The sequence below is a fragment of the Candidatus Binatia bacterium genome (assembly GCA_029248525.1).
Lineage (GTDB): Bacteria > Desulfobacterota > Binatia > UBA12015 > UBA12015 > UBA12015.
The window spans coordinates 32,691-58,557 of the sequence record JAQWJE010000039.1 but is presented as its reverse complement, the minus strand read 5'-3'; the positions used below and the strand labels follow the sequence as shown (position 1 = coordinate 58,557).

Here is a 25,867-nt window from a genome sequence, read left to right as displayed (position 1 = left end):
CGCTATTGTGCCGACTGGCGAGAAGAAATGCGAGCCCGGGAGAAGCGCTTCTCGTGGGAGGCCCAACCTTCCTCCGCGCGCTTCATGATCCGGCTCCAGAGCGGCACCGCCAGACGAGCCGCATCGGCCCCGAGCGGCCGTCCATCATCGTATGCCAGTCGGATTCCCATCAAAAGCTCGGGTGTGTACCCCACAAACCAGACAACCCTCGACTCATTCGAGGTGCCCGTTTTCCCGGCCACATCCGAGGCCACCTCCATCGCGCTGATCGCCCGTGCCGTGCCTTCATCCGCGACATCCACCAGTAGATCATGCACTTCGGCCACCGCTGCAGCGTCCGCCATTTCCTCGGTCCCCGGCTTCGCCGCATAGACGACCGCTCCCGACGGGGCCTTGATGCCAAGCAGCGAATGCGGCTCCGGTGCACGGCCCTGATTCGGGAAGATCGCGTAGCTTCGCGTAATATCTCGCAACGATGCCGGAAAAGACCCCAAGGCCAGGGCCGGCACCCGAGGCAAGGGCGCGTCGGACAAAGGTAAGCGATCTGCAAATTCCGCGACAGTCTCGATCCCCAACTCTTGCGCGAGACGCACCATCGGTACATTCAGCGATCGAGAGAGGGCCTCCCGCAAAGTCACCGGGCCACGGAACTCACCATCCGAATTCGTCGGCTCCCAGACGACGCCGTCGACTTCGACCAGCAGGCGCCTGTCGAGAAAGAGCGACTCGGGCGTCAGCTCTGCCGGGCGAAGGGTGAAAGCCGCCAGAAGCAGGAAAGGCTTGAAGATAGAACCGGCCGGGGAGTGCCCGCGTTCACTTCGATCCAGCTGACTGTTCAGGAAATCACTGCCGCCCAGCAGAGCACGCAGCGCCCCGGTTTCCGCGTCCATCGCGACCACTTCGGCTTCGAGGCCCGGCCGATCCGCAACGAACCGGGACACTTCGCTGGCAGCGATTCTCTGCAGCGATGCATCCATGGTCGTGAAAACTTCGCTACCCGTCCCCAGGATTGACAGCGACCAGCCCACAGACTCCATTTCGCGTAAAACATCCTGCATGAAGAAAGCTTGCGGCGAGGGGCCCCGCCGAAATGGCTCTGGCAGGGGTGTCTGTATCGCAGACAGATAGTCGCGGTCGTCCAGCCAACCCAGGTCGCGCATCTCTGCAAGGACCTGGTTCCGTCGACGCAACGCTCGTGCCGGGCGACGCAACGGGGAATAAATATTCGGCGCACGAATCAGTCCCGCCAACAGGGCCCCGTCGGCCGCCGTGGCTTTCGAGAGGGGTTTCCCGAGGAAGACGCGGGCCCCCTCCGCGAGACCATGAACCCCCACCAGCCGATCGTGTCCCAGATAAACAGTACCGAGGTAGGCCTCGAGAATCTCCTCCTTGGAGAACCGCCACTCGAGAAGCAGCGCCATCGGAATTTCCAGCAGCTTGCGGCTGAAGGTACGGTCCTGCGTCAGATAATGATTTTTGACGAATTGCTGCGTGAGCGTGCTGCCACCCTGCCGAATCCGGCCGGCTTCCCAGTTCACCTTCATCGCTCGCAGCATGGACTTCAGGTTCACTCCGGGATGATCCAGAAAGTGAGCGTCTTCGGCTGCCAGAAGCGCATCCACGACCACAGGCGGCACATCCTGCAGAGGGAGAACCTCTCGCGGCGCCCAATGGCCCGAAAAAACCCCCTCCACCGGCAGTGGCGAAAGAGCGACTTGCTCAAGGCGAGCGCCTGTCCCGACATCTCGAATCAGCCGCAGAAGATCGCCGCGGAAGACCAACCGAAGAAGCTGAGCCGGTCGGTCCGCAAATCGACCCGCCTGCGGACGTGCTCGCAAAAACACATCGAAAAACTCTCGGTCCCCGCGGAATTCTCCAGGTCTTAGTTCAGAAGATTCCGCCTCGACGTAGCCATGCTCCCGCAGCAGCTTCAGAAGGCCTCGGACGCGGAGAGAGGCGCCCGACTGCAGAACCACCGGGGCGGCCCAGAACTGGACCCGTCCAGACCAGGCGCCTTCCGCAAAGCCACGTCGGACACGGAAGTCCAGATAACCTGCGCCACCGACGAAAAGCACTACCAACCAAACGAGCAGGCTTCGTCGCCTTTTCCTGAACCACCCGAACACATCATCCTTTTACGTGGCCGGAACAAACTCTGCGAACGCTGGTGCGACGGGCATAGCGCAGGTTTATCGACGACACCCGAGCACCCGCTCGACAGCGACGGCTCGACTTGCGATTCTCGAGCATGGATATACTCCCCGACCCCTCTCGTTGTGCTGTCCTCGTCGTCGAACTGCAGAACGATATGGTGCATGAATCGCAGGCCGAGCAAAAGGGTTTGGGGGGTGCCCTCGCCGCCCAGATCCAAAGGCGGGGCATTCTGCCCAAAGTGGCAGAATTACTCGCCACAGCGAGGGAATTGGAAGTGCCGGTTTTTTATATCAACGTCGCGAATCGACCTGGGGTCCCCCGCCCTCGCGCACGGATCTATCAGATAGCCGAGAAGCGCGGCCCGACTCTGGTCGCCGGCACCTGGGGCGCCGAAACGCACGTAACCGTCCAGCCCGGCCCCGATGACTTCGTCCTCGAGCGCACACTCTCGGTGGATGGCTCGCACGGAACGCCTCTCTACCCTCTGCTGTCTCGACTGAAGCGCGACCAGCTCATTCTGACCGGAATCTCCACGACCCTGGCCGTCGAAGGTTTGGTGCGAGCGTCCCTGAATCGCGGCCTCGAATGCTGGGTCGCCGAGGATTGCTGTGCGTCCTTTCCCCACGAATGGCATGAGTGGTCGATTCGCAATGTACTCCCCTTGCTGGCCACGATCGGAAGCTCTGCCGAACTGGGCTCCGCCCTCCGGGCGCAACCTCAGCCGGCCCCATGAGCACGCTCAATCTGGCGAAACTCTCCAAAACCGTAGAAAATTCGATCCTTTATCGGCCCCGCCAGAATGCTAGAGTCCTCGTCCATGAAGCACCGTTGCTGGTTCCAATGTATCGCGCCCGAATGTGGGGCCACCTATGATGTATTCGAAGTCGTATACCGTTGTCGCGAGTGCGGAGAACTTCTGGAGGTCGTGCATGACGAGAACGTTCTGGCACGCCAATCCCCGGATACCTGGAAAAAAACCTTTGATCACCGGCTTCGCTCAACGCAATGGCCCTACGGTTCCGGCGTCTGGTCCCGAAAGGAAATGGTCCTTCCGCAGATCTCCGATGACAATGTGGTGAGCATGTACGAAGGCGGCTCGAACCTCTTCTGGGCCGAGCGCTTCGGGGCAGAGATCGGTATTCCGGACCTCTGGGTCAAGCAATGCGGCAACTCGCATACAGGGTCGTTCAAGGATCTGGGAATGACCGTGCTCGTCAGCGTCGTGAAGGAAATGCGCGAACGTGGACTCAACATCCCTGCGGTGGCTTGCGCCTCGACCGGAGATACCTCGGCTGCTCTCGCCGCCTACTGCGCTGCGGCCGACATCCCTTCCGTGGTTCTTTTACCGCGCAACAAGGTCTCGCTTGCACAGCTTGTGCAGCCTATTGCGAACGGAGCCGTGGTGCTCGCGCTCGACACCGACTTCGACGGATGCATGCGGACAGTGCAGGAACTGACCTCCCGCGAAGAGATCTACCTCGCCAACTCGATGAACTCCCTTCGGGTCGAAGGCCAGAAGACTGTCGGCATGGAAATCGTCCAGCAGTTCAATTGGGAAGTGCCGGATTGGATCATCATTCCGGGAGGAAACCTGGGCAATGTCAGCGCACTCGGCAAAGGCCTTCTCCTGATGGAAAAACTTGGCATGATCGACAAAAGGCCGCGCATCGTAGTTGCACAGGCCGAGGCAGCGAACCCTCTCTACCGTGCCTACCTCAACGGGCTCGGGGAACTCGAACCGGTGGAAGCCAAGGAAACCCTCGCGAGCGCCATTCGTATCGGCAACCCCGTGAGCTACCGCAAAGCCGTCCGCGCACTCCGCGATTTCGACGGGATTGTCGAACAGGCCAACGAGGAAGAACTCGCCAATACGGCTGCGTGGGCCGATCGGACGGGGATGTTCAATTGTCCCCATACCGGTGTGGCACTCGCAGCCCTTCTCAAGCTCGCCCAAAAGGGAGAGATCACCAAAGACCAGCGCGTGGTCGTGATCTCGACCGCCCACGGCTTGAAATTCGCGGACCAGAAAGCCGACTACCACGCCGGGAAACTGTCCGATATCGATGGGCGTTGGGCGAATCAGCCCCTCGAACTGGCAAACGATCCCGGAGTCGTTCGCGACGCCCTCCTGCGAGAACTCGACCGTCGCCAAAAGACGAGTCAGAGTGCGGGAGGCATGCCATGAGCAAGTCAGGTGCTCATAAATCGCTTCGACGCAGTCTGGCGACACAGGCTGTACACAGCGGCGAGACGGAGTCTCGCCAGAGCAACGCGATCACGACGCCGATCGTTCAAACCTCGACATACGTTTTCCGCGACACCGCAGAATTGATCGAGCATATGTCCGGCCAGAAGCCTCGCGAGGAGTATGGCAGGTACGGCAACCCGACCCAGAAAGTCGCCGAAACCAAATGCGCCGCGCTCGAAGGTGCCGCGGCCGGTCTCGCATTCTCCTCCGGGATGTCGGCGATCACCACGACTCTGTTTGCCATGCTGCGACAGGGCCAGCATATCGTCATGACGGACGACTGCTATCGCCGCACTCGCCAGTTCTGCCGCGGCACACTCAGCAAATTCGGCATCGAGGTCAGCATCGTCCCAACCGGAGATTATGCCGCTCTCGAAGAGGCGATTCGACCCGGGAGCACGCGGGTCCTCATCAGCGAAACCCCCACGAACCCCTACCTCAAGGTCGTCGATATGGAACGCCTGGCCGATATCGCAAAGAAGCATGGCCTCATCTCCATCATCGACTCTACCTTCGCCACCCCGGTCAATCAGAGACCGCTTGAGCACGGCATTGATCTCGTCTTGCACTCGGCGACCAAATACATGGCTGGCCACAACGACATCATGGCGGGCATCATCCTTGGATCCGAACCTCTGATCGACGCAATCCGCGAATGCCAGGGGGTTCTCGGCGGGGTTCTCGACCCACATGCGGCATACCTGCTGATTCGAGGGCTCAAAACGCTACCGATTCGCGTCGCCCAACAGAACGCATCCGCCTTGCGTATCGCGCATATGCTCGAAGCCCATCCAAACGTCGTGCGAGCCTACTATTGCGGACTGCCGAGCCACGAGGGCCACGAGATTGCGGCACGGCAAATGACCGGGTTCGGAGGTGTCGTCAGCTTCGAATTTGCCGGTGGTCTGGAAGAGACATCCGCTGTGGTCGACAAGGCTCGGATTTTCCAGATTGCGCCTTCTCTCGGAGGCGCGGAATCTCTGATCGAACAACCGGCTTTGATGAGCTTCTTCGAGCTCAGCTCCGAGGAGCGTCTGGCAATCGGCATCAAGGACAATCTGATTCGAATCGCCGTTGGCCTCGAAGATTCCGACGATCTGACCGCCGACCTCCAAGAAGCCCTCGACTGACCCTGCGATCAGTCGCCCACAGTCTCCCAATGCACTTCCCAGAACTCGGGAACAGGCGGGCGCAACTCCAGATGCCCCCCAAAACACTCGAAGCTCGGGCGATGGGTCAACCTCTCGCGAAGCAGGTGCAAATGGTCTTCGAGGGTAGTGCCCGCAGCCGGCGTCCCGATGGGCATGCGTTTTCGTTCCCCGCATTTTCGGCAGCTGATATCGACATTCATGAATAATCCACCCTTTCGAGAAACAAACCCTGCGGCGGGGCCGCAGGAGCGGCATGACTGCGGTCCCGTTCGGCCAATAGCCCGGCCATGGAAGACACCGGAGCTCGTCCCCTGCCAATCTCAACGAGTTGCCCGACAAGGTTACGGACCATCCCCCGGCAGAAGGCGTTCGCGGTGATCTCGACCTCAACCAGGGACAATTCCCGGTGAACCTCGGCGACCATCAATTCACGCACGCTTGGCCGCACGATGTTATCGGCAGTTTGAAAGCTGAAAAAATCATGACGTCCGGGGAGCGCGCGTGCCGCCTCCCGCATGCTGTCGATCTCAAGCAATTCGCGCACGTGCCACGACGTACGCACTTCGAATGGCGAGCTGAACGGTGCGTTCCAGATCCGATACCGATAAGTCCGCCGCACGGCATGACGCCGCGGATCGAAGTCCGGATCCGCTTGCCTGAACTCGTAAACCCGGATTTCGGACGAAAGAATCGAGTTGATCGAATGGAGAGCTCGCGGGACGTCCTCGATTGATTCCGCGTGGTCGAAGGCGATGACCTGTCCGCGAGCATGGACGCCTGTATCGGTGCGTCCGGCTGCCTCGACACGAATCTCTTCTCGCAGCACGGTACTCAAACAGCCTTCGAGTTCCTCCTGAACCGTCCGACCGTTACCGCTTTGAGTCTGCCATCCGACAAAGCCGGTCCCGTCATAAGCCACTACTGCCCGCCAGCGCATTCAGGTCAATACTCCGGGCCGTACCGACCCCAGGCCCGTTCGAACACGCTGGCAACTCCGAGCGCGACCCCCTTGCGCATATCATCGAAGGCAATCCACATTCCGAGACAATCCGAACGCAGCGGATCGAGCCGCAAACGTGCCACATGGACGGCACTCGATCCGGCGACGTCGAGCGGACCGGCCTCCTCATCCGCCAGCACGAGTTGCGCCTCCTCGTCGGTAGCCTCGGGAAGCTCGTCTCCAGCGACCAGAATGCTCGGTGCGCCGCGCAACGCCTCCTGAACTTCCTCGAGCGAAACGTTGCTGTCGAATTCGACCCAAAGTGACTGGGCGGCTCCGACGAAAACCGGCACGCGCGTGATCGTCAGAAAAACGTCGAAAGCGGGTTGCGGGAAAAGCGACTCGATTTCCTGACACACCATCCGCTCATCGAAAGCCCAACCTTCGCCCTCTGGTCCCGCAGCCTGTGGTCGAACATTGAAGGCGAAGGTCTCGGGATGTTTCTCGCGATCGACCCCCTCACCGGAGACCATCGCTACCGACTGCCGTGACAACATTTCGATTCCCGCGGGCCCGCGTTGGGAGGCTGGCTCGAAAACAGTCGCCACCACTCTGCGAATCGCGGCAAATGCGTGTAGAGGGGCCAAAGCGATCGCCAATCCCACCGTCGTCGCCATCGGAAACGCAAAGAGTTGGGAACGACCCTCCGCTCCCAGCAACTCCCCGTTCACTTCGGGTACGACAAGCGTGCCCAGCCCCATGCGACGCGAGTAGGGACTCGCATCCACCACCAGAGTTCCCCGCTCGGCCAGGAGCGGGACAAAATCCTTGGCCAGAAGCCCGTCACCCAGAAAGATAGCCGCTTCTGCCTCTTCCAGGGCTTCTTCGCTCGCAAGCTCCACGCGAAACCTGGTCTCGCCAACGGCAACAAATTCTCCTGCTGTGGCGCTGTCGTGGAGCAACCGGAATTGCTCGGGATCATGGCCACGAGAGAGCAATTCGCCGAGAACCTCGGCCGCGAGATCTTCGCTACCCCCGATAATAAAAATGGAAGCCACAGCGTATCAGCCGATCTGTTCACACACGGCTTGGCCCATTGCCGTCGTCGATATTGGAGATTCGCCCTCGATGGCCATATCGGCTGTCCGGAGACCTGCAGCGAGCACTGCATCCACCGCACCTTCAAGTCGCGCCGCGGCCTCATCCTGCCCCAAAGAGAATCTGAGCATCATGGCCGCCGACAGAATCGCTGCCAACGGATTCGCCAACCCCTTGCCGGCGATGTCCGGCGCACTTCCGTGAATCGGTTCATAAAGTCCGAAAATCGTCGGACGCGTCTCCCCGGCCACCTGAACCTCGCCTCGCCTTGTACCGAGCGAAGCGGATGGCAAAAGTCCCATTGAGCCCGGAAGCATCGCGGCCTCATCCGTCAGAATGTCTCCGAATAGATTCTCCGTCACCACGACATCGAAATCGCGAGGGCGCCGGATCAAATGCATCGCCATCGCATCAACCAGCAGATCCTCGTAATCCACATCCTTGTTTTCCGCAGCGACTTCGTGAGCCACCTCGCGCCACAAACGCGAACTCGAAAGCACGTTCGCCTTGTCGACCGAAGTCACTTTCCCACGGCGCTTGCGAGCGAGATCAAAGGCGACTTCCACCACGCGGCGAACCTCTCCTTCCGTGTAGAAAAGTGTGTCGACGGCTTCGCGTCCGTGGGGACCATCTCGACGTTCACTCGGCTCGCCGAAGTAAATGCCGCCGGTCAGCTCCCGGATCACCAGGAGGTCAACCCCGCGAACAACCTCGGGCTTCAGCGTTGACGCATCGAGGAGGGCCTCGTTCAATGTCACCGGCCGAAGATTCGCGAAAAGCTCCAATTCCTTGCGAATCCCGAGCAAGGCTTGTTCCGGACGCACCTTCGCCCGAGGGTCATCCCATTTCGGCCCACCGACTGCGCCCAGAAGACATGCGTCGGAGTCCTTGGCCAGTGCCACGGTTTCTGGCGGGAGAGGAATCCCCAGAGCATCAATCGCGCAGCCCCCGAGAAGAGCCTCTTCAAATTCGAAACCGATACCGGCTGATTCATCCAGTTTCCGGAGACAGGCCACCGTCTCCCGGGTCACTTCTGGTCCGATGCCATCACCGGGGAATACCGCAATCTTGGCGCTCAATGCTCTCTCCTCAAGTTCTCGGGCCTCGACTTGATCGCTGCCAGCCGACCGTGCCCCTCAAAAAATGACTGTTGCCGCTTGCGCTGTGGGCAGGAACCTCTCAAACTGAAAGAACCTAGGGTTCGCCAATGAAAATCAGCAGTTAGCAGGTAAAACGAACTACGGTGCGGCCAGACGATAGTCAAGATTACCGCCGCATGCGACAAATTGTACCACCGGTGCCCGTCTGGTAGCGAAACAAGGTGCGGCATCGTGCCGGACCGACCGCAAGATGCATTGGTTGCGGCGCTTCAAACTGAATGAACTGCTCCTGTGGCAAAAAACCTGCAATCAGGGGCCGCAGCAAAACGTGAAGCATAGAGCTTCACGCGAAATCGGAAGGATCATTGTGAAGACCACGTTCGGAAAAGCTTTGGGAATCTTCAGTGTTGCCGCCCTCGCGGGCCTCCTCATGCTGCCGCAGGCCTCCAGCGCTGCGGGCAAGGTGGAAGGCAAAGTCACCCTCGATGGAGACGCGCCGAAGCGCAAGAAGCTCCGCATGGATGCCGACCCTCAGTGCGCCAAGCAGCACAGCGCGCCGGTGCTTTCAGAAGAAGTCATCGTCGACGATAACGGCGGCCTCTCCAACGTCTTCGTTTTCGTGAAAACGGGTCTGGAAGGTCAGAAATTCGACGCTCCGACGGAAGCTGTCGAGATCAACCAGGTGGGCTGTCTTTATCAGCCTCATGTCACCGGCGTCATGGTCGGCCAGCCGGTGCGCTTCCTGAACAGCGACAAGACTTTGCACAACGTGCACGGCATGCCCAAGGTCAACACCGGCTTCAACTTCGCCATGCCGAAGTTCGTGAAGAAGAAAGACACCTCGTTCGGCGAGGAAGAGGTTCTGTTCGCAGTCAAATGTGACGTCCACCCGTGGATGAGCGGATACGTCGCCGTCATGACGCACCCCTTCTTCACCGTCACGGCCCCCGATGGCACCTTCAGCATCGACGGGCTTCCCGCGGGCACCTACACGATCGAAGCTTGGCAGGAGAAGCTCGGAACCAAAGAAGGCTCCGTCACCATCGCAGCTGATGGGACCGCCACGATCGACTTCGCCTACTCAACTTCCTGATATCCGTCTCCGGGGATCTGGTCGGTCGATTCCGACCTGATCCTCAGCTTCGGGGAGAACCCCTTGCAAACTAAGATTTTCTGGATTTGTGGCGTTATATTTTTCGCGGTGCAAATCCAGATTCTGCTGAACCTGCTGCGACAGCGGCGACTCGCGGATGCAGCGCGGTCCGAGGCGATCCACGCGGAAATCATCTGGACTCTGGTTCCCGCGGCGCTGGTCACCGCTATAGCCTTGATGGCCTGGCAACAAGGACCACTCGAGCGAGCCGCAAACCCGCCCGTCACGATCACCGTCCCCTCATCGCTCCCGACGCGGGGGTCATGAGGATGGAGACGCAAACACTCCGCAACCAAGCGGTGGACGCAACCCAGACGTGGGCCACCGACCTGATCGAGTTGACCAAACCTCGCATCACCCTGATGGTTCTGATCACGACCGCAGCCGGCTTCTGGCTGGGGGCCTCGACGATCGAGATCCTGCCGTTTTGGGGAACCCTGCTGGGCACGGCATTGATCGCGTCAGGTGCGAGCTGCCTGAATCAGGTGATCGAAGTTCGCACCGATGCCTTGATGGAGCGAACCCGACGCCGCCCGCTCGCCGCCGGGCGAATGGATCGAATGCAAGGTGCCATATTCGGCGTCCTCCTCTCCATAGCCGGCACGGCGCTCCTCGCAGTCGCCGCCAATCAGCTCACCGCGGGTCTCGGCGTCCTGACACTCTTTCTCTACACGGCGGTCTACACCCCGCTCAAGCGCGTCAACTCCCTCTGCACCGTGATCGGCGCCGTACCCGGAGCCATTCCGCCGATGATGGGCTGGACCGCCGCGACGAATCAGCTCTCAATCGAGGCCTGGGTCCTTTTCGGGATTTTATTTTTCTGGCAAATGCCCCACTTTCTCGCGATCGCGTGGATCTATCGAGAGGACTATGAAAAGGGCCTGCAGCCCATGCTGCCTGTGCACGACCAGCAAGGGTCGGCCACCGCCCGACAGATGCTGCTGTACAGTCTGGGATTGCTTCCGGTGAGCCTGCTCCCCTCGATTCTCGGCATGTCTGAACCAGCCTACTTCTGGGGGGCTCTGCTTCTGGGCCTGACCTTCCTCGGCTCGGCGGCCTACACCGCCCAAGTCCGCAACAAAACGGCCGCTCGGATCCTTTTGCGAGTTTCCGTAATCTACCTACCCGCCCTCCTTCTCCTTCTCAGCAGCACCAAAGCATGGAGCGAATGAGATGAACGAGGACAGGAACATGATTCTCGAAGTCCACGAACTGGCGCATCGCTACGGAGACACCGCAGCGCTTCAGGGACTCTCGTTCGGAGTCAAGGCAGGCGAGATCTTCGGGCTCCTCGGGCCTAACGGAGGCGGCAAGACCACCCTGTTCCGGATTCTCTCCACCTTGCTCAAACCAGATGCGGGACGTGCTTCAATCCGGGGGCATTGCGTGGTCTCCGAAAGCGAGGCTGTGCGTCGTCAAATTGGGGTCGTATTCCAATCTCCCAGCCTCGACCTCCAGCTCACCGTGCGCGAAAACATGCGCCATCAGGGGCACCTCTACGGAATTCGCGGCGCGGACCTTGAAACCCGCATCGACGAAATGCTCGATCAAGTCGGCGTCCGTGACCGCGAGGGCGAGCTTGTGCGGAACCTCTCCGGCGGGCTGCAACGACGAATCGATCTGGCGAAGGGATTGATGCACCGTCCCTCGCTCGTCTTGCTCGATGAACCCACTACCGGCCTGGACCCGGGTGCCCGCCTGGACCTCTGGAGCTACCTCGAGAGGGCGCGCAGCGAGCAAGGCCTGAGCGTTCTGATCACAACACACCTGATGGAAGATGCCGACCGCTGCGATCGACTCCTTTTTCTGGATCGCGGTCAGGCGGCAGCGCTCGACAGCCCGGAAGCGCTGCGCCAGAGCCTGGGCGGCGATGTGGTCACCATTCGGGCCGGCGACCTGGACAATCTCGCCTCGGAACTCTCGACCAAGTTCGGACAAAGCTCCGAAAAAGTGGATGACACTCTGCGGGTCCGACGGGCAGGAGGCCCTGAATTTGTCCCGCAACTCTTCGAAGCCTTTCCAGGTCAGATCGATGCCGTCAGCGTCGGTCGACCGACGCTCGAAGATGTCTTCATGCAGAAGACCGGTCATCGACTCTGGGATCGCGACGGCGACTGAGCTAGGACAAGTGTGTGACTCTGGCAATCGCGACTCTCTGGCGACGAGAAATCGTTCGCTTCTACCGACAACGCAGTCGGATCATCGGAGCGCTCGCGACGCCGATCCTGTTTTGGCTGGTGCTCGGTTCAGGCTTCGCCGGCTCCTTTGAGGCCGGAGAAGGCCTCAGCAGCCTCGGGTACTCTGAATATTTCTTCCCGGGTACGATCGTCCTGGTGATTCTCTTCACTGCAATTTTCTCGACCATCTCGGTAATCGAAGACCGCAAGGAAGGTTTTTTACAAGCCGTCCTGGTAGCGCCGGTGCCTCGATCGGCGATCGTTCTCGGAAAAGTCCTCGGAGGCAGCACTCTGGCTCTCGGACAAGCGCTCCTGCTCCTGCTCGCAGCGCCTCTGGCTGGCCTTTCACCGACCCTGGGCGGTTTTCTCGGTGCCGTCCTCATGCTCGCTGTCATTGCCGTCAGCCTGACGACGCTGGGCTTCATGATCGCCTGGAAGATGGAATCCACCCAAGGGTTCCACGCCGTCATGAACCTTCTTCTGATTCCCATGTGGCTCCTTTCCGGGGCATTCTTTCCCGCGGCTGGCGCCTCGCCATGGATGGGATTTCTGATGCGCCTCAATCCGCTAACTTATGGAATGGCCTCGGTTCGCTGGGCACTTGACCCGAACTCGATCGGTCCCGATTCCAGCATACCGTCGATGGCGATCTCCATTGCCCTAACCTTCGCCTTTGCCATCGCCGCCTTTGTTGCAGCGACGCGCATGGCTTCAGCACCTCTGGACCCGGATCTCGTATGAAACAATCTCGCAGCGGCTTTCTCATTATCGCCGGACTCGTCACAGTCGCCGGTCTGGCCGTCGTAGCTGCCCTGTTGGGGGGACGAACGCGCCCTCCCCTCAGCGTGATTGGGAACGTCCCCGAATTCTCTCTGGTGGATACATCAGGCGAGCCCTTCTCGAACCAGAAACTTGCGGGCAACCCCTACGTTGTGGATCTGATCTTCACCCATTGCGCAGCGATTTGCCCGCGGATGACCAGCGCCATGAACAAGCTGGAAAACGAGACTCGCTCCGTTGAAGGCCTGAAGTTCCTGTCCATCAGCGTCGATCCCGAGCGGGACACACCGGAGGTCCTCGACGCATATGCCGACCGGGTGGGCGCAAATCGCGACCGTTGGTTTTTTCTGACCGGCGACAAACCGGAGATCTGGAACCTCGCCAGCGAGGGCTTGCTGCTCCCACTTCTGGAGGGGAATCAGGAACTGGGCGATGATGAGATCATCCACAGCCAGTATTTCGTCCTGGTCGACGGTGAGGCGCAAATTCGGGGCGTCTACGATATGCGAGATGCCGAGGCGATGCTCCGCCTGCGAGGCGACGTTCGCAGCTTGTCGCCCTGATCCGAGCCAGCATCCGGATCCCGGTCGTCCTCAGAGCAGAAGGCGGCGCGGGAACCAGCAGAAGTCCCGGCCCCTAACAGAATAAGGGTCAACCCTCTGGCTGGTCCTCGGACGCCTCTCGCTCAGCGAGCAGCGACTCGTTGCGTTTGACGGAGCGATAGATCGCGAAGCTGGCTCCGAGAACGATCGCCGGGGGCAAGCCGAGCATCACCACGGTCCCCGACACAAAAGCAGCAGTCCACTCGGTCTCTTCCCCGCCAAAACAGACGAAGCAAGCCCGAGCGACCGAGGGAATCAATGCCCAGAATACAACCCCTAGAGTGGCCAAAGCCGTGCTGATTCTAACGATAGTCATCGCTCAGTGCCCACCTTCCGCGGCTCCGGAGTGATCCTGAAAACCACTGTAGTGAGCGTGTGCCGCAGCCTCTCGCTCACGGATACTGGTCAGTTCCTCTTCGACGAGTCCCAGGTCAGGCATCACGAATAAAAGGAGGACCATGACCAACATGACACAGACGCCGAGAGAGAAGTTGATAAACTTCCCTTCGTCTCTCAAATGCATGAAGAAGGCCCCGATCAGGGTTGCCTTGGTCACCGCAATCAGAAGCCCGATGATGACCCCCATGGAACCCGGCAGGTTCATATAGGCCACACCGACAGTCATGCCCGTCAGCACGAGGAGACTTGCAAAAACCGCGAGGTAACCGCGGACTTCCTTATCGTGTTCGTCGCTCATCGTCGCTACTCCAGTTTCTCACAGCAAATAGAGGATCGGGAACAAGATCACCCAAACCAGATCCACGAAGTGCCAATACAGGCCCACGCACTCGACGCGGTCGTAGTTATCGGGACCGTAACGTCCCTTGGAGCCTTCGTAGAGAATGTACAAAAGAACGCCCACCCCACCAATGATATGAATCGCGTGGAGGCCCGTGAGTGTATAGTAAAAGGAGCCGAACAGGTTGCTCGAGATCGTAATACCCTCGTGCCATTTGTGGTTGTACTCGTAACTCTTGATCAAGAGGAAGATGCCCGCGCCACCAATCACGCAGTACATCCATTTCTTGAATTGATCGACGTGATTTTGTTTGATCGCCGACAGAGCCAGAACCATGGCTACCGAACTGGAGATCAGCACGAAGGTGTTGAAGGTGGCCAGAGGGACACCCATCATGGAACGAGGCGGTGTTACCATATGCGCCGAGCCCGTATTCAGGATGACGTAGGCGCTCAGGAGTCCGCCAAAAAGCATTACTTCCGATGCCAGAAAGCTCCAGATTCCAAGTTTGGCATTCGAGATGCCGGTGGCTGTATTCGCAGGTGCGTGGCTGCTCACGATGTTTCTCCTATCCGTTTTCCAGCCGGTTCAGGCTATCTCGTCCTGGCGCCAGAAGTCGCTCTGACGTCCGGGGACGCTGTACTCATAAGGGCCACGATAGACCTGAGGCGGTGCGAGGAAGTTGCCATGTGGAGGCGGAGACGGGCAAGACCATTCCAGCGTCGTCGCTTCCCACGGGTTCTCGCCGGCTTCTTCCCCGTTCCAGATACTGTAGAAAAAGTTGAAGATGAACGGCAGCTGGCCGATCAGGAGCACCAGCGCTGCGGCCGAGATGACATAGTTCCAACCCTGCACGGGAAGGTTGTGCCACTGCAAGGTCGGATCTGCGAGTCGTCGCTGCATCCCCCACATGCCTTGGAAGAGCATCGGGAAGAAAACAAAGTTCATCGGGATGATGGTCATCCAGAAGTGGACCTTTCCGAGCTTCTCGTTCATCCGGCGGCCGAACATTTTCGGGAACCAGAAATAAGTGCCACCCATCAAAGCTGCAAGACTCCCGGGGGCCACAACGTAGTGGAAATGGCCGATAACGTAATAGGTGTCGTGCAGATAAAGATCTGTCGGGGCGAAGCCCAGAGGAAGCCCGGTCAAGCCACCGATGCCGAACATCGGCAGAAAGGCCAGCGCAAAGAGCATGGGCGTATTGAAGCGGATTTGCGCCCCTCGCAAACTGAGCAGCATACAGGTCAGGATCGCTACCGATGGAACTGAAATCGTCAGCGTGGTCGTCACGAATAGATTGGCCAGACTGGTTCGCATCCCGGACACGAACATATGATGCGCCCAGACCACAAAGCTCAAGGCGCCGATCAGAATCATCGAGCCAACGATTTCCTTGTAACCGAAGATCGGCTTACGCGTGTTCGTCGCGATGATTTCGCACACGATGCCCATCGCCGGCAGGAGAAGCACATAAACTTCGGGGTGGGCGAGGAACCAGAACAAATGCTGCCAGAGCAACGGGTTACCACCGCCTGCGGCGGGAAAGACCGTCGACCCGTACATCATGTCCTTGGGAATGTAGAAGCTGGTTCCCGCGACGCGGTCCAGAAGCTGGAAGATGGCTCCCGCTTCAAGGACAGGAAAGGCGAGAAGCAGCAGAACAGCTGTCACCAACTGCGCCCAGCAAAAGATCGGGAGACGGCCGAAGGTCATCCCCTTGGCGCGCATATTCAGGGTGGTCACGATGAAATTGATGGAGCCCAGAAGAGAAGACGTGATGATGATCACCATCGCGATGAGCCAGATTGTCTGTCCCGGGGGTGCAACCACCGAAAGCGGAGCATAAGACGTCCAGCCTGACTGAGCGGCTCCGCCAGGTGCGAGGAAAGCCGACATCATGACGATGCCACCGACCAGATACACCCAGTAGGACATCATGTTCATGCGCGGAAAGGCCATGTCGTCGGCACCGATCTGAATCGGCAGAACGTAGTTACCGAAGGCCGCAACTCCGAGAGGCACAACACCGAGGAAAATCATGACGGTACCGTGCATGGCGCCCAGTTGGTTGTAGAAGTGGGGAGACATGAACCCGTAGGGCATCAAATTCTCACCGAACAACCAGGCAATCGCGCCACGAATCATTCCCAGATTATCCGGGTCAAAATCATCTCCGGGACTCGGCATCGCGAGCTGGTAGCGCATCAGCATCATCATGCCGAAACCCACCAGGAGAAAAAGGAAGGAAGTGATAAGGTATTGAATCCCGATCACCTTATGGTCGACGGAAAATACGTATTTCCGCCAAAAGGTGGTCGGCTCTGCGTGACCGTGGTCGCTCATATACTTTTACTCCGTGGATCCGGGTCCATCAGGACCGCGCCGAATCAGATGCCTCGGCTTCGGCTTCCGCCATCGCCTCCTCGATCTGTTCTTGTTCCCACTCTTTGTAGTCTTCCGGGGTTTCCACCCAGACATTCCCGACCATCTGCGTATGCCCCAAGCCGCAAAGCTGGGCGCAGCCGATCTCGAACTTGCCGGTCCTTTCGGGTTCGAACCAGAGTGTCTGGACCGTACCGGGGAGAATGTCCTGCTTGTTACGGAAATTCGTCACCTGAAAATCGTGGATCACGTCCTTGGACGTCATCCGCAAAATCACCGATTTGTTGACCGGGACGTAGAGATTGTTGATCGTGATGAAATCATCCTTCGCGGCCGGATCCTGCTCATCGAGACCAATCGGGTTCGAGGCCGATACCTGATCAACGTCGCGTTTGCCGAAAACTCCATCCGGGCCGGCGTACTGGAAATTCCACGCGAATTGCTGGGCTACGAGGACGACTTCGAGAGACTCTTCCACAGGAGGGGTCTCCTGCTTGAGTTCCGCCCAGATCGGAATCCCGAACCCGAGAATCAGCCAAAGTTCGAAAGCCAGCACGATTCCGTCGGGGATGAAGGAAGCCTTCTCGCCGGTCTGGTGATACGTCGCCTGCCCACCGGGGCGTGCCCGATAAGCGATGAGGCAATACACGAAATAAATGCCCCAAATAAGAAACATCCCAATCATGGCGATGTGCAATACACCCATCAACCAATCAATCTGCCCGGAGTACGTAGATGCCGGTGGGGACATCCCGATCTCGAATCCGTATTCGGAATTCACTCAATCACCTCTGAGTTTGTAGAAAAGTCCATGATCTTCAACCGCTTTTAAAAGTTAGAATCAAGTATAACAAATAGGGTCGTTACATAAGCGCTACTTATCAAGCGCCCCCGAACCAGGCCCGGGATTCAATCAGACCGCATCCCGTCACGGACTGTCTTGTCCTCGGCCTGCTCGCCCACCTTGCCCTGATCGGGCCTCTGCGTCGGTGCCCGGATCTTGCCTGAGCCAGTCGATGAGCGCCTTGGCCGGTCCCGAGGCGGCGTAACCCAACATGCCGCCGAAGAGCATCACCTGCGGTTCGGCGATGAGCAACATCACCAAAATCACCGCTGCGACCAGCATCGAAAAAGGCTGCCGCGAACGCACATTGATATCCTTGAAGCTGTAATAAGGGACGTTGCTGACCATCAGAAGCGCCAATGAATAGACCAGAACCGGGACCAAAACGTAACGACTGGAGTCTGCGGGGACATCGAAATAATCATACAGCAGAACCGTGGCCGCCAAAAGATCGGCTGCTGCAGGAATCGGCAATCCGATGAAATCATTGGACTTCGAAACCGCCGCCTGGGCATTGAATCGAGCCAGTCGGAGAGCCCCACAGACCACAAAGAGCGACCCCGCAAGCCATCCCCACGCACCGAAAGGCTGAAGCGCCCAGTAATAAATCAGGATTGCCGGGGAGACGCCAAATGCCACGAGATCCGCGAGCGAATCGTACTGAACGCCAAAGGCGCTGGTGGTGTTGGTCAGCCGGGCAATACGACCGTCGAGACCGTCACAGACATGCGCGACCACGATACAAACGGCTGCGCGGAAGAAATGGCCCTGACTCGCCGACAGAATCGCATAGAAGCCGATAAAGATGCTGGCCGTCGTGAACAGGTTCGGCAGAATGTAGACGCCTCTGGGCATGGTCGCCCCGTCGTCTCCGCCATCGCGAATCGGCCGTACCTTTTTATTCCCCCGCCCCGTCATTCCAATTGACCGAGGACCGTCTCGCCAGCGAGTACCCGATCCCCTGCCTCCACCCCCAAGGTAAATGCGCCCGGCACGAAAATGTCAACCCGCGAGCCGAGTTTGATCATCCCCATTCGCTCGCCGCGAACGCAGGAATCACCAGCGGATAAATGACAAACGATTCTTCGCGCCAGAAAGCCCGCAATTTGCACGTACCCGAGCCGTCGACCGTTCGTGGTTCGCAGAACGACGGCATTCTGTTCATTATCCAGCGAGGCCTTGTCGGAATATGCGGCGAAGTACTTTCCGGCGTGATAGCGCACAGCTTCGACTTCGCCGTCGACCGGGTTGCGGTTCACATGAACATCCACCGGGGACATGAAAATACACACACGTGTTCCGACGCCTTCAAAGAAGCGGGCGTCCTCCACATCCGTCTCGACGCGAAGAACGCGGCCGTCGGCGGGAGATACCACACTCTCGGGCCCGCCCGGCGGAACTCGCGCCGGGTCCCGAAAGAACCATAAGAAGAAAAGGCCCAGAACGATTGCCGGGGCTGCTGGCAACCACCACCAGGGCGACACGAGAACGCCCAGCAAGGCCATCAAACACCCCGCGCCCAAAAAGCCGGCAACGGAGGTTTTTCCCTCGGGCGCAATCAGACGTCCGATATCGGCGTCGGAACTCAAACCAGGCCTAGTTCTTCGACTTGTCGACAAGACGGTCGGACTTCATCCATGGCATCAACCCACGCAATCTTGCTCCGACTTCCTCGATTGGATGATGCTCGCCTTCCTTGCGAAGTTCCCGGAAATGAGGCTGGCCGCACCGATGCTCCGTGAGCCATTCGTCCGCAAACTTGCCTTCCTGAATTTCCGCAAGGATTTCCTTCATCGCCTTGCGGGCCTCTGTCCCGATGACGCGCTTGCCGCGGGTCAGATCTCCGTACTCTGCGGTATTGCTGATCGAGTAACGCATGTTCGCGATGCCGCCCTCGTACATCAGATCCACAATCAGCTTCACCTCATGCAGACATTCAAAGTAGGCCATATCCGGATCGTAACCGGCATCGACGAGGGTCTCGTAGCCCGCCCGCACCAATTCGGTGAGACCGCCGCACAGGACTGCCTGCTCGCCAAAGAGATCGGTTTCGGTTTCCTCACGGAAAGTGGTCTCGATAATCGCGGCGCGGCCGCCACCGATTGCGCTGGCGTAAGCGAGAGCAACGTCGCGGGTATCCCCGGTCGGATCCTGGCCGATCGCAATCAAGCAGGGAACACCACGACCACCCTGATACTCACTGCGCACCAGATGCCCCGGGCCCTTGGGCGCGACCATGAACACATTCACACCCGCGGGAGGGACAATCTTTTCGAAATGAAAATTGAAGCCATGACCGAAGGCCAACGAGTTGCCTTCTTCGAGCCCGGCCGCGATCTCGTTTTCGAACGACTCCTGCTGCATCTCGTCGGGCAGCAATACCATCACGACCTCGGCCCATTTGGCCGCCGCTGCCGTATCCAGCACTTTCAAGCCGGCCGATTCGGCCTTCGCACGCGAAGCGCTATCGGGTCGGAGACCGACGCATACCTCCACGCCACTCTCGTGCAGGTTCAGAGCATGAGCGTGCCCCTGTGAGCCGTAGCCCAATACCGCGACCTTGCGGCCTCGGATCAAATCAAGACTCGCGTCCTTGTCGGTATAGACGTTCAATGCCATTGCGCTTCACTCCCTAGACGAAATCGGCTTCCGAGCCATCTCGCTGAATACGACCCTCATGTTCCCCGTCCTGATCCACCTCAGGGGCGACTTCCCGTGGAGCATGCGCCAGGACATCAGCGCCGCGCCGAAGGGCAACAACACCCGTCCGGACAATCTCCAAAACCCCGTAGGGCTCGAGCAGTCTCAAAAGAGCCTCGATTTTATCCTGTGTCCCCGTGACTTCAACCACGTAGGATTCCGCCGCGACGTCAACGATCTTGCCGCGGAAAATATTCACCACCCCGAGAACGTCGCTGCGTGTATTTCCGCTGGCCGCTACCTTGATCAGGACGAGTTCACGTTCGATGGAACTGCCCTCTCGGTGGTCGCTTACCTTTACAACGTTCACCTGCTTGTTGAGTTGCTTGGTGACTTGCTGGAGAACGCTGTCATCGCCCGTGGTCATCAGGGTGATTCGCGAGATCGTCGGGTCGCTGGTTTCCGCAACGCACAGGCTTTCAATGTTGAAGCCGCGCCCCGAAAACAGACCTGAAACCTTCGCGAGAACCCCAAACTCGTTCTCCACGAGCACAGATATAATGTGCCGCATAGGCGTGCATTTAGCTATTGGAGGTGGATAGATCCACTATCGCTGGCGAACGAAACGCAACTTTCCTCGCCACAATCGTAAAATCGTCGATTCCAACCAGCTCGCCGCGCCCTCAGGAGCCCCCAAGAGACTGGATTCCGGGAGGCCTCAGCTCATCTTGGACGCGGGCGAGTGGGCATCGTGACGGGCCACGATGGCCATCATGCGATCCATTCCCGCCAGCTTGCGCTTCTGCAGTTGCTTTCGCAGGGCCTCGTCGGCGGCGGTGAGTGCCGGCCGGCCGTTAAACGCCTTGATCTGTTTTTCCAGATCGGCGTGCTGCCGAAAGGTCTTTCTCAGCTCGAAGTCGTGATCCAAAAGTGACCGGATGGCTTGTTGCTCTCGCTGCTCCATAGACACTCCTCTGGCGCCAGGCGCCTTGATTTTCGTTCGCTTGATCTGGCCCGCAAAGGACCTGTCTCCAGAATACGCGGATCTCCGATCTTGATCAATCCGCTAAACTGAATTTATCGTTTGGCCAACGAAAGCTCGGCTTCGGAGGCCCGGACGTAGAGAGGAGCCAACCGCCGCGGATCATCAAAGTCCCCTGCCAGGGCCCTGGATGCGGCCAGCGAAGCGACCGCGCCTCCCGATGGCGGAAGAGTATCCATCGGCACCTGCTCCAGGCTGGCCAGAGACGAAAAGGCCTCCGTGTAACGCGCAGGGCCATCGCCCAGCAAGCGCACCGTGGAGCCTGCGCCGACCAGCGAGAGCAAACTGTCGGCGCACGCCTCGGGCGCTACCACAGCCTCGGGGAGAATGCGTCGCAACTGGCTTGCCCCGGGGTCGGACGCGAAGGCCGCACGATAAACCTCGCCCTTCCGGGCATCCAGGACGACGCCAATTACCTGATCGGCACCCGCGGCGGCCGTATCGTCGATGGAGATCGCGCGACCCGCCCAGGCCTCCAGGGTCGGCACCCCGATGAGCGGCCGACCGCAGGCCCAGGCCAGCGACTTTGCCGTCGCCATCCCCACCCTCAATCCGGTAAATGAACCCGGGCCGTTGGCCACAGCGAAAACATCGACCTCCGAAAGTTCCAACTCGGCGGTCGCCAACGCAGCGTCCATCTGCTCGAGGATCATCGCCCCGTGCGTACGACCGGCGACTCGCGAATCGTCGGCCAGAATTCGGCTCTCACCATCGCCGGCCCGAACAATCCCCACTCCGCCGGTCGATGTCGCGGTGTCGATCCCCAGCAAAATCATTGTCAGGAAAAGATCAGGCGGGAAATATCGTTATAAAACGCAAAGCCCATCAGCGAGATCAGCAAGAAAAATCCTACCTGCGTCGCCAGCTCCCGAGAACGATCGCCGAGGGGGCGGCGAATGACCGCCTCGATGCCGAGGAACATCAGCTGTCCTCCATCCAGAACCGGAATCGGCATGAGGTTAATGATGCCGAGATTGATGCTGAGGATCGCCATGAACCCGATCAGAGCCTGCGCTCCCTGCTGGGCCTGTTCCCCGGCGAGTTGCATGATCATGATCGGACCACCCAGACTCGAGGCGGGAACCACACGCTGGAAGAGTTTCACAAACGAGACAAGAGTCAGCTTGATGAACTCGCCGGTCTGCGCGAAGCCTTTGCCGATCGATGCCAAAATACCGCTCCGCTCGGTGATTACCTGATCCGCGGGGCCGATCCCGATCACCCAGGTCGGCAGCGGTTCACCGAAAATGGTCTTGCCTTCCATCTCTTCGGGCTGGAGTCGCAGCGTGCGTTCCGTGGCGTCGGCTTCTTCCGACTTCACAGTCACGTCGACAACCCGGCCCTCGCTCGCGCGGATGGCTGCAGAAAGCTCATCCCATCGGCTGACCGGCTCGCCATCCACTGCGACGATCCGGTCTCCGCTGACCATGCCTGCAGCCGCTGCCGGCATGCCTTCCTTCACGTCGCCGACCACCGAGGTCAGGACCGGAACACCTGTCGCAAAGAGGATGCTGTAAAGGAGCCATGCAAAAAGCAGATTAAACCCGGGACCGGCGAGCAAAATAGTTGCCTTCACCCAGGCAGGCTTGTCGGCAAAGGAATCGTCTCGCGCCTGGGCAACCACGGGGATATCTTCCGGATTCTCCTCCCCCCCCTGCAGCCCGTCCTCGGCCTCACCGACCATTTTGACGTAGCCACCCAGAGGAATCGCCGATAATGCATATTCGGTCCCGGCCACGGTGCGCGAAAACAGGACTGGGCCAAATCCAATCGAGAATCGAATCACCCCGACGCCCAATCGCTTGGCTGCGAGAAAATGCCCCAATTCATGAACCGTCACCAAAAGGCCCAGAACAAGAATTGCCGCCAGAATGCTTGTTACCATCGACTCCACCGCCCCGAATTAAAAGAGAACACCTGCAGCTAAATAATAGGTGAAGACCAGAGGTAAAACCAGACTGTCGATCCGATCCAGCACGCCACCATGCCCTGGAATCACCCATCCAGAGTCCTTGGCACCGTATGCTCGCTTGAACATCGACTCAATCAGATCGCCTGCTTGCGACACCACACCGATCAAGGGCCCCGCCAACAATGCGATTTCCCAAGTATATCCGGGAGGAGGCATCAGAATCAGAACCAGAGCGGCGAGGAGGCTGCTGCCGAAAACCGCTCCGACGGCACCCTCGATGGTTTTGTTCGGGCTGATGCTGGGAGCCAGCGGCGTGCGTCCGATCATGCGCCCGGTAAAGTACGCTGCCGTGTCGGCTGCCATGGAACATGCAATGGCGAGAAAGACCCAGCGATCACCCCCCGGCAGGGCTCGCAGGTTTACCGCATGCGGCAGCAGGAAACCCACGTAGGTCGCCGCCAGGAAGCCGTGCGCTGCTTCGCGAACCCCCTCCGCCAGATCCTCGGAATTCAGAGCCAGAAGCAGACCTGCGACTATCGATACGACAAGCACCAGTGAAACAGCATCCGCACGATGCACCACCACCACACCCGCAAAAGCCATCCCGGATATAACCGCATACCCCTGCGGACGCGCCTTGCCAGGAAACGCCATCGAGGCGAACTCTCCGAGGCCGACGGCCGTCAGCCCGACAATGAAACCGGCAAAGAGTCCGATCGGCGCCTCGAAGACCAGCCAGACCAGAGCCGGGATCGCGACCGCTGCCGTCGCGAGCCTAGTGCGCAGCACGCAGTCGAGCCTGCCGAGCCGTCAAGGAAGGGGCCCGCGCATCGCCTTCTCGAGATTCGTCGCCCTCTACTTTGCCGAATCGCCGCTCCCGCACCTGAAATTGCCGCAAGGCCTCCATGAAATCGGGCTCTCGAAAATCAGGCCAAAGGGTTTCGGTGATATAGATTTCCGTATAGGCGACCTGCCAGAGCAGGAAGTTCGAAAGACGCACCTCGCCGCTGGTTCGAATCAGCAAGTCGGGATCCGGAATCCCCGCGGTCCCCAAACTCTGCGCCATAGTATCCTCGGTGATCTCCTCGGGTTCAAGGTCACCACGCTTGACTCGCCGGGCCAGTGCACGCGCGGCAGAAGCGATCTCCTCACGGGCGCTATAGGAAAGCGCCAGCATCACCGTCAGCTCACGATTCTTTCGTGTCGCTTCGATCGTTGTGCGCAGGGCGTCCCTGACATCCCGCGGCAACTTCCGCATATTCCCGATGACCCGCAGTCGAACTCCGTTTTTCATCATGCGGTCGAGTTCGGTGGTCGCGTAGCGCTTGAGCAATCGCATCAGACCCGAGACTTCCGCCCCGGGTCGCTGCCAATTCTCTGTCGAGAATGCGTAGAGCGAGAGATACTCGATACCGATTTGTCGAGCGAACTCGACGATCGCCTTCACCGAGGTCTTGCCTCGCTGATGGCCATAGAGCCGGTCATAACCGCGGGCCGTTGCCCAACGTCCGTTGCCATCCATGATGATGGCGACATGACGCGGGATTCGTTCCGGGTCCACGCCGCGCAATAAAAGCTTGGAACGCGCTGAGTTACTGACCGCCATACCCGCCTCAAACTTCCATGATTTCGGCTTCTTTCGACTTCAAAGCCTTGTCGATGCGGGCAATGCCATCGTCGGTGAGCCTCTGGACTTTTTCCTGCGCGGTCCTGGACTCATCTTCCGCGATTTCCTTTTGCTTGAGAAGATCCTTGAGCATCTCGTTGGCGTCACGCCGGTGGCCTCGGATCGAAATCCGAAAATCCTCCGTCACTTTCTTCACCTGACGCACCAAATCCCGTCGACGCTCCTCGGTCAACTCCGGGATCGGGATCCGGACAATCTTTCCGTCATTAATCGGGTTGAGGCCCAGGTCAGCGACCTTGATCGCCTTCTCGATTGCACCGATCGCCTGCTTGTCGAAGGGTGTGACAACCAGAAGTCGGGCTTCGGGCGCATTAATCGTCGCCATCTGGCCCAGCGGCGTTTGCGCCCCGTAGTACTCGGCAAAGACCCCATCGAGCAGTCCTGTGGTCGCCCTGCCCGTGCGAACACGCGAAAACTCTTTTTGCAGAGCCTCCTCGGTACCCTCGATTTCCAGCTCCAGAGTCTCGACAATATCCTGAATCAAGATTCCGCTCCTCGCACAATGGTTCCGATGGACTCGCCCTGAGCCGCGCGCAAAAAATTTCCCTCCTCGAGCATATTGAACACCAATACAGGAAGGGAGTTCTCCATGCAGAGAGAAATTGCGGTCGAATCCATCACGCCGAGCTTCTGACTCAAAACATCGAGGTAGGAGAGTTCCGAAAAACGTACGGCTGATGGGTTCTTTTCGGGATCCGAATCATAAACGCCATCGACCCGCGTCGCCTTCATCAGGATATCGGCGCCAATCTCGACCGCTCGCAGGCTCGCCGCTGTATCTGTGGTGAAAAAGGGATTGCCGGTTCCAGCCGCAAAGATCACGACCCGATTCTTTTCGAGGTGGCGTGTCGCCCGGCGGCGAATATAGGGCTCCGCGACTTCCTTGATCTCCAAGGCGGACAGGACTCTGGATTTGACGCCCTGCGCCTCCACAGCCGCCTGCAGCGCGAGAGCATTCATGATGGTCGCGAGCATGCCCATATAATCGCGAGTTGCTCTCTCGATACCATGGGTTTGGCCGCGCCCGCCACGGAAGATATTCCCGCCGCCAATCACCACCGAGACCTGAGCGCCGAGAGCATGAACATCACGGATTTCGCGAGCAAACTGGGTCAAACGCGCATCATCGATGCTGTCCCCGTCGCCGCCGGCCAACGCCTCGCCACTGAGTTTCAGGAGAATTCGGCGGTAGGCAGTTCCCTCAGGCATATAGGC

The 25,867-nt window shown here is 59.2% G+C and carries 29 protein-coding genes and 1 pseudogene; 9 read left to right on the top strand and 21 right to left on the bottom strand.

The window, feature by feature from the left end; translation table 11 throughout:
- Positions 1 to 2: 2 nt before the first annotated feature.
- On the bottom strand, positions 3 to 2,075 hold the full coding sequence (locus P8K07_08400) for a transglycosylase domain-containing protein (protein MDG1958544.1): 2,073 nt from the start codon (positions 2,073 to 2,075) through the stop codon (positions 3 to 5).
- Positions 2,076 to 2,248: 173 nt separating this feature from the next.
- On the opposite strand from P8K07_08400, the gene P8K07_08395 reads away from it, so the two are divergent.
- The 3 genes from P8K07_08395 (at position 2,249) to P8K07_08385 (ending at position 5,532) form a co-directional block, all read left to right on the top strand.
- Complete coding sequence (locus P8K07_08395; GenBank protein ID MDG1958543.1) at positions 2,249 to 2,887, top strand: cysteine hydrolase; 639 nt, start codon at positions 2,249 to 2,251, stop codon at positions 2,885 to 2,887.
- An 84-nt stretch (positions 2,888 to 2,971) separates the two neighbouring features.
- Positions 2,972 to 4,339: a threonine synthase gene (gene thrC, locus P8K07_08390; protein MDG1958542.1), complete on the top strand. Its 1,368-nt coding sequence runs from the start codon at positions 2,972 to 2,974 to the stop codon at positions 4,337 to 4,339.
- Positions 4,336 to 5,532: an aminotransferase class I/II-fold pyridoxal phosphate-dependent enzyme gene (locus P8K07_08385; protein ID MDG1958541.1), complete on the top strand. Its 1,197-nt coding sequence runs from the start codon at positions 4,336 to 4,338 to the stop codon at positions 5,530 to 5,532. The genes thrC and P8K07_08385 overlap by 4 nt, the downstream gene beginning before the upstream one ends.
- An 8-nt stretch (positions 5,533 to 5,540) precedes the next feature.
- Here P8K07_08385 and P8K07_08380 read toward each other — a convergent pair whose 3' ends face one another.
- The 4 genes from P8K07_08380 to leuB are packed head-to-tail and all read right to left on the bottom strand — an operon-like array spanning position 5,541 to position 8,670.
- Positions 5,541 to 5,753 (bottom strand): hypothetical protein, encoded by a 213-nt coding sequence (locus tag P8K07_08380; protein MDG1958540.1) that lies wholly within the window; start codon positions 5,751 to 5,753, stop codon positions 5,541 to 5,543.
- Complete coding sequence (truA, locus tag P8K07_08375; protein ID MDG1958539.1) at positions 5,750 to 6,490, bottom strand: tRNA pseudouridine(38-40) synthase TruA; 741 nt, start codon at positions 6,488 to 6,490, stop codon at positions 5,750 to 5,752. The genes P8K07_08380 and truA overlap by 4 nt, the downstream gene beginning before the upstream one ends.
- A gap of 5 nt (positions 6,491 to 6,495) precedes the next feature.
- A complete protein-coding gene (locus P8K07_08370; GenBank protein ID MDG1958538.1) occupies positions 6,496 to 7,551 on the bottom strand; it encodes an Asd/ArgC dimerization domain-containing protein in 1,056 nt (351 codons plus the stop codon).
- Between the two features lie 6 nt (positions 7,552 to 7,557).
- Positions 7,558 to 8,670, bottom strand: a complete 1,113-nt coding sequence (gene leuB / locus P8K07_08365; GenBank protein MDG1958537.1) for a 3-isopropylmalate dehydrogenase — start codon at positions 8,668 to 8,670, stop codon at positions 7,558 to 7,560.
- A 280-nt stretch (positions 8,671 to 8,950) separates the two neighbouring features.
- Between leuB and P8K07_08360 the strand changes: the two genes are divergently transcribed.
- The 6 genes from P8K07_08360 (at position 8,951) to P8K07_08335 (ending at position 13,364) form a co-directional block, all read left to right on the top strand.
- A complete protein-coding gene (locus tag P8K07_08360) occupies positions 8,951 to 9,784 on the top strand; it encodes a carboxypeptidase regulatory-like domain-containing protein (protein ID MDG1958536.1) in 834 nt (277 codons plus the stop codon).
- A 63-nt stretch (positions 9,785 to 9,847) separates the two neighbouring features.
- A complete protein-coding gene (locus P8K07_08355; protein MDG1958535.1) occupies positions 9,848 to 10,111 on the top strand; it encodes a cytochrome c oxidase subunit II transmembrane domain-containing protein in 264 nt (87 codons plus the stop codon).
- A 2-nt stretch (positions 10,112 to 10,113) separates the two neighbouring features.
- Positions 10,114 to 11,016, top strand: coding sequence for a heme o synthase (gene cyoE / locus P8K07_08350; GenBank protein ID MDG1958534.1), 903 nt, complete (start codon positions 10,114 to 10,116; stop codon positions 11,014 to 11,016).
- A gap of 1 nt (position 11,017) precedes the next feature.
- On the top strand, positions 11,018 to 11,962 hold the full coding sequence (locus P8K07_08345; GenBank protein MDG1958533.1) for an ATP-binding cassette domain-containing protein: 945 nt from the start codon (positions 11,018 to 11,020) through the stop codon (positions 11,960 to 11,962).
- A gap of 14 nt (positions 11,963 to 11,976) precedes the next feature.
- A complete protein-coding gene (locus P8K07_08340; GenBank protein ID MDG1958532.1) occupies positions 11,977 to 12,762 on the top strand; it encodes an ABC transporter permease in 786 nt (261 codons plus the stop codon).
- On the top strand, positions 12,759 to 13,364 hold the full coding sequence (locus P8K07_08335) for an SCO family protein (GenBank protein MDG1958531.1): 606 nt from the start codon (positions 12,759 to 12,761) through the stop codon (positions 13,362 to 13,364). Before P8K07_08340 ends, P8K07_08335 begins: the two co-directional genes overlap by 4 nt.
- A gap of 88 nt (positions 13,365 to 13,452) precedes the next feature.
- Here the strand turns inward: P8K07_08335 and P8K07_08330 are convergent, their stop codons facing one another.
- From P8K07_08330 to pyrH, 16 genes and pseudogenes are all read right to left on the bottom strand, one after another.
- Positions 13,453 to 13,719, bottom strand: coding sequence for a hypothetical protein (locus P8K07_08330; protein MDG1958530.1), 267 nt, complete (start codon positions 13,717 to 13,719; stop codon positions 13,453 to 13,455).
- A gap of 3 nt (positions 13,720 to 13,722) precedes the next feature.
- On the bottom strand, positions 13,723 to 14,100 hold the full coding sequence (locus P8K07_08325) for a cytochrome C oxidase subunit IV family protein (GenBank protein MDG1958529.1): 378 nt from the start codon (positions 14,098 to 14,100) through the stop codon (positions 13,723 to 13,725).
- An 18-nt stretch (positions 14,101 to 14,118) separates the two neighbouring features.
- Positions 14,119 to 14,700 carry a cytochrome c oxidase subunit 3 gene (locus P8K07_08320; protein MDG1958528.1) on the bottom strand — a complete coding sequence of 194 codons (582 nt, stop codon included), beginning with the start codon at positions 14,698 to 14,700 and terminating at the stop codon, positions 14,119 to 14,121.
- 30 nt (positions 14,701 to 14,730) lie between these two features.
- Positions 14,731 to 16,488 (bottom strand): cbb3-type cytochrome c oxidase subunit I, encoded by a 1,758-nt coding sequence (locus P8K07_08315; GenBank protein MDG1958527.1) that lies wholly within the window; start codon positions 16,486 to 16,488, stop codon positions 14,731 to 14,733.
- A 28-nt stretch (positions 16,489 to 16,516) separates the two neighbouring features.
- Entirely contained in the window at positions 16,517 to 17,308 is a 792-nt protein-coding gene (locus P8K07_08310) for a hypothetical protein (protein ID MDG1958526.1), read from the bottom strand.
- A gap of 147 nt (positions 17,309 to 17,455) precedes the next feature.
- Positions 17,456 to 18,289, bottom strand: coding sequence for a CDP-diacylglycerol--serine O-phosphatidyltransferase (gene pssA / locus P8K07_08305; protein ID MDG1958525.1), 834 nt, complete (start codon positions 18,287 to 18,289; stop codon positions 17,456 to 17,458).
- On the bottom strand, positions 18,286 to 18,960 hold the full coding sequence (locus tag P8K07_08300) for a phosphatidylserine decarboxylase family protein (protein ID MDG1958524.1): 675 nt from the start codon (positions 18,958 to 18,960) through the stop codon (positions 18,286 to 18,288). The genes pssA and P8K07_08300 overlap by 4 nt, the downstream gene beginning before the upstream one ends.
- A 7-nt stretch (positions 18,961 to 18,967) precedes the next feature.
- Entirely contained in the window at positions 18,968 to 19,984 is a 1,017-nt protein-coding gene (gene ilvC, locus P8K07_08295; protein MDG1958523.1) for a ketol-acid reductoisomerase, read from the bottom strand.
- A gap of 124 nt (positions 19,985 to 20,108) precedes the next feature.
- Positions 20,109 to 20,582, bottom strand: a pseudogene (ilvN, locus tag P8K07_08290) (acetolactate synthase small subunit).
- Between the two features lie 147 nt (positions 20,583 to 20,729).
- The gene (locus tag P8K07_08285) at positions 20,730 to 20,975 is read right to left on the bottom strand and encodes a DUF465 domain-containing protein (protein MDG1958522.1); all 246 of its coding nucleotides are present in this window, start codon (positions 20,973 to 20,975) and stop codon (positions 20,730 to 20,732) included.
- A gap of 113 nt (positions 20,976 to 21,088) precedes the next feature.
- Complete coding sequence (gene tsaB, locus P8K07_08280; protein MDG1958521.1) at positions 21,089 to 21,829, bottom strand: tRNA (adenosine(37)-N6)-threonylcarbamoyltransferase complex dimerization subunit type 1 TsaB; 741 nt, start codon at positions 21,827 to 21,829, stop codon at positions 21,089 to 21,091.
- A 2-nt stretch (positions 21,830 to 21,831) separates the two neighbouring features.
- Positions 21,832 to 22,938 (bottom strand): RIP metalloprotease RseP, encoded by a 1,107-nt coding sequence (gene rseP / locus P8K07_08275; protein ID MDG1958520.1) that lies wholly within the window; start codon positions 22,936 to 22,938, stop codon positions 21,832 to 21,834.
- Positions 22,939 to 22,956: 18 nt separating this feature from the next.
- Positions 22,957 to 23,754 (bottom strand): phosphatidate cytidylyltransferase, encoded by a 798-nt coding sequence (locus tag P8K07_08270; protein ID MDG1958519.1) that lies wholly within the window; start codon positions 23,752 to 23,754, stop codon positions 22,957 to 22,959.
- Positions 23,741 to 24,571 carry an isoprenyl transferase gene (locus P8K07_08265; GenBank protein MDG1958518.1) on the bottom strand — a complete coding sequence of 277 codons (831 nt, stop codon included), beginning with the start codon at positions 24,569 to 24,571 and terminating at the stop codon, positions 23,741 to 23,743. The genes P8K07_08270 and P8K07_08265 overlap by 14 nt, the downstream gene beginning before the upstream one ends.
- Positions 24,572 to 24,578: 7 nt before the next feature.
- Positions 24,579 to 25,136, bottom strand: a complete 558-nt coding sequence (gene frr, locus P8K07_08260; protein ID MDG1958517.1) for a ribosome recycling factor — start codon at positions 25,134 to 25,136, stop codon at positions 24,579 to 24,581.
- Positions 25,133 to 25,861, bottom strand: coding sequence for a UMP kinase (gene pyrH / locus P8K07_08255; GenBank protein ID MDG1958516.1), 729 nt, complete (start codon positions 25,859 to 25,861; stop codon positions 25,133 to 25,135). Before pyrH ends, frr begins: the two co-directional genes overlap by 4 nt.
- Between the last annotated feature and the right edge of the window lie 6 nt (positions 25,862 to 25,867).

Coding starts and splice junctions, on each gene's coding strand:
- P8K07_08395 (MDG1958543.1), top strand. CDS start 2,249: ATGGATATACTCCCCGACCCCTCTCGTTGTGCTGTCCTCGTCGTCGAA.
- thrC (MDG1958542.1), top strand. CDS start 2,972: ATGAAGCACCGTTGCTGGTTCCAATGTATCGCGCCCGAATGTGGGGCC.
- P8K07_08385 (MDG1958541.1), top strand. CDS start 4,336: ATGAGCAAGTCAGGTGCTCATAAATCGCTTCGACGCAGTCTGGCGACA.
- P8K07_08380 (MDG1958540.1), bottom strand. CDS start 5,753: ATGAATGTCGATATCAGCTGCCGAAAATGCGGGGAACGAAAACGCATG.
- truA (MDG1958539.1), bottom strand. CDS start 6,490: ATGCGCTGGCGGGCAGTAGTGGCTTATGACGGGACCGGCTTTGTCGGA.
- cyoE (MDG1958534.1), top strand. CDS start 10,114: ATGGAGACGCAAACACTCCGCAACCAAGCGGTGGACGCAACCCAGACG.
- P8K07_08345 (MDG1958533.1), top strand. CDS start 11,018: ATGAACGAGGACAGGAACATGATTCTCGAAGTCCACGAACTGGCGCAT.
- P8K07_08335 (MDG1958531.1), top strand. CDS start 12,759: ATGAAACAATCTCGCAGCGGCTTTCTCATTATCGCCGGACTCGTCACA.
- P8K07_08330 (MDG1958530.1), bottom strand. CDS start 13,719: ATGACTATCGTTAGAATCAGCACGGCTTTGGCCACTCTAGGGGTTGTA.
- P8K07_08325 (MDG1958529.1), bottom strand. CDS start 14,100: ATGAGCGACGAACACGATAAGGAAGTCCGCGGTTACCTCGCGGTTTTT.
- P8K07_08315 (MDG1958527.1), bottom strand. CDS start 16,488: ATGAGCGACCACGGTCACGCAGAGCCGACCACCTTTTGGCGGAAATAC.
- pssA (MDG1958525.1), bottom strand. CDS start 18,289: ATGACGGGGCGGGGGAATAAAAAGGTACGGCCGATTCGCGATGGCGGA.
- P8K07_08285 (MDG1958522.1), bottom strand. CDS start 20,975: ATGGAGCAGCGAGAGCAACAAGCCATCCGGTCACTTTTGGATCACGAC.
- tsaB (MDG1958521.1), bottom strand. CDS start 21,829: ATGATTTTGCTGGGGATCGACACCGCGACATCGACCGGCGGAGTGGGG.
- rseP (MDG1958520.1), bottom strand. CDS start 22,938: ATGGTAACAAGCATTCTGGCGGCAATTCTTGTTCTGGGCCTTTTGGTG.
- P8K07_08265 (MDG1958518.1), bottom strand. CDS start 24,571: ATGGCGGTCAGTAACTCAGCGCGTTCCAAGCTTTTATTGCGCGGCGTG.
- pyrH (MDG1958516.1), bottom strand. CDS start 25,861: ATGCCTGAGGGAACTGCCTACCGCCGAATTCTCCTGAAACTCAGTGGC.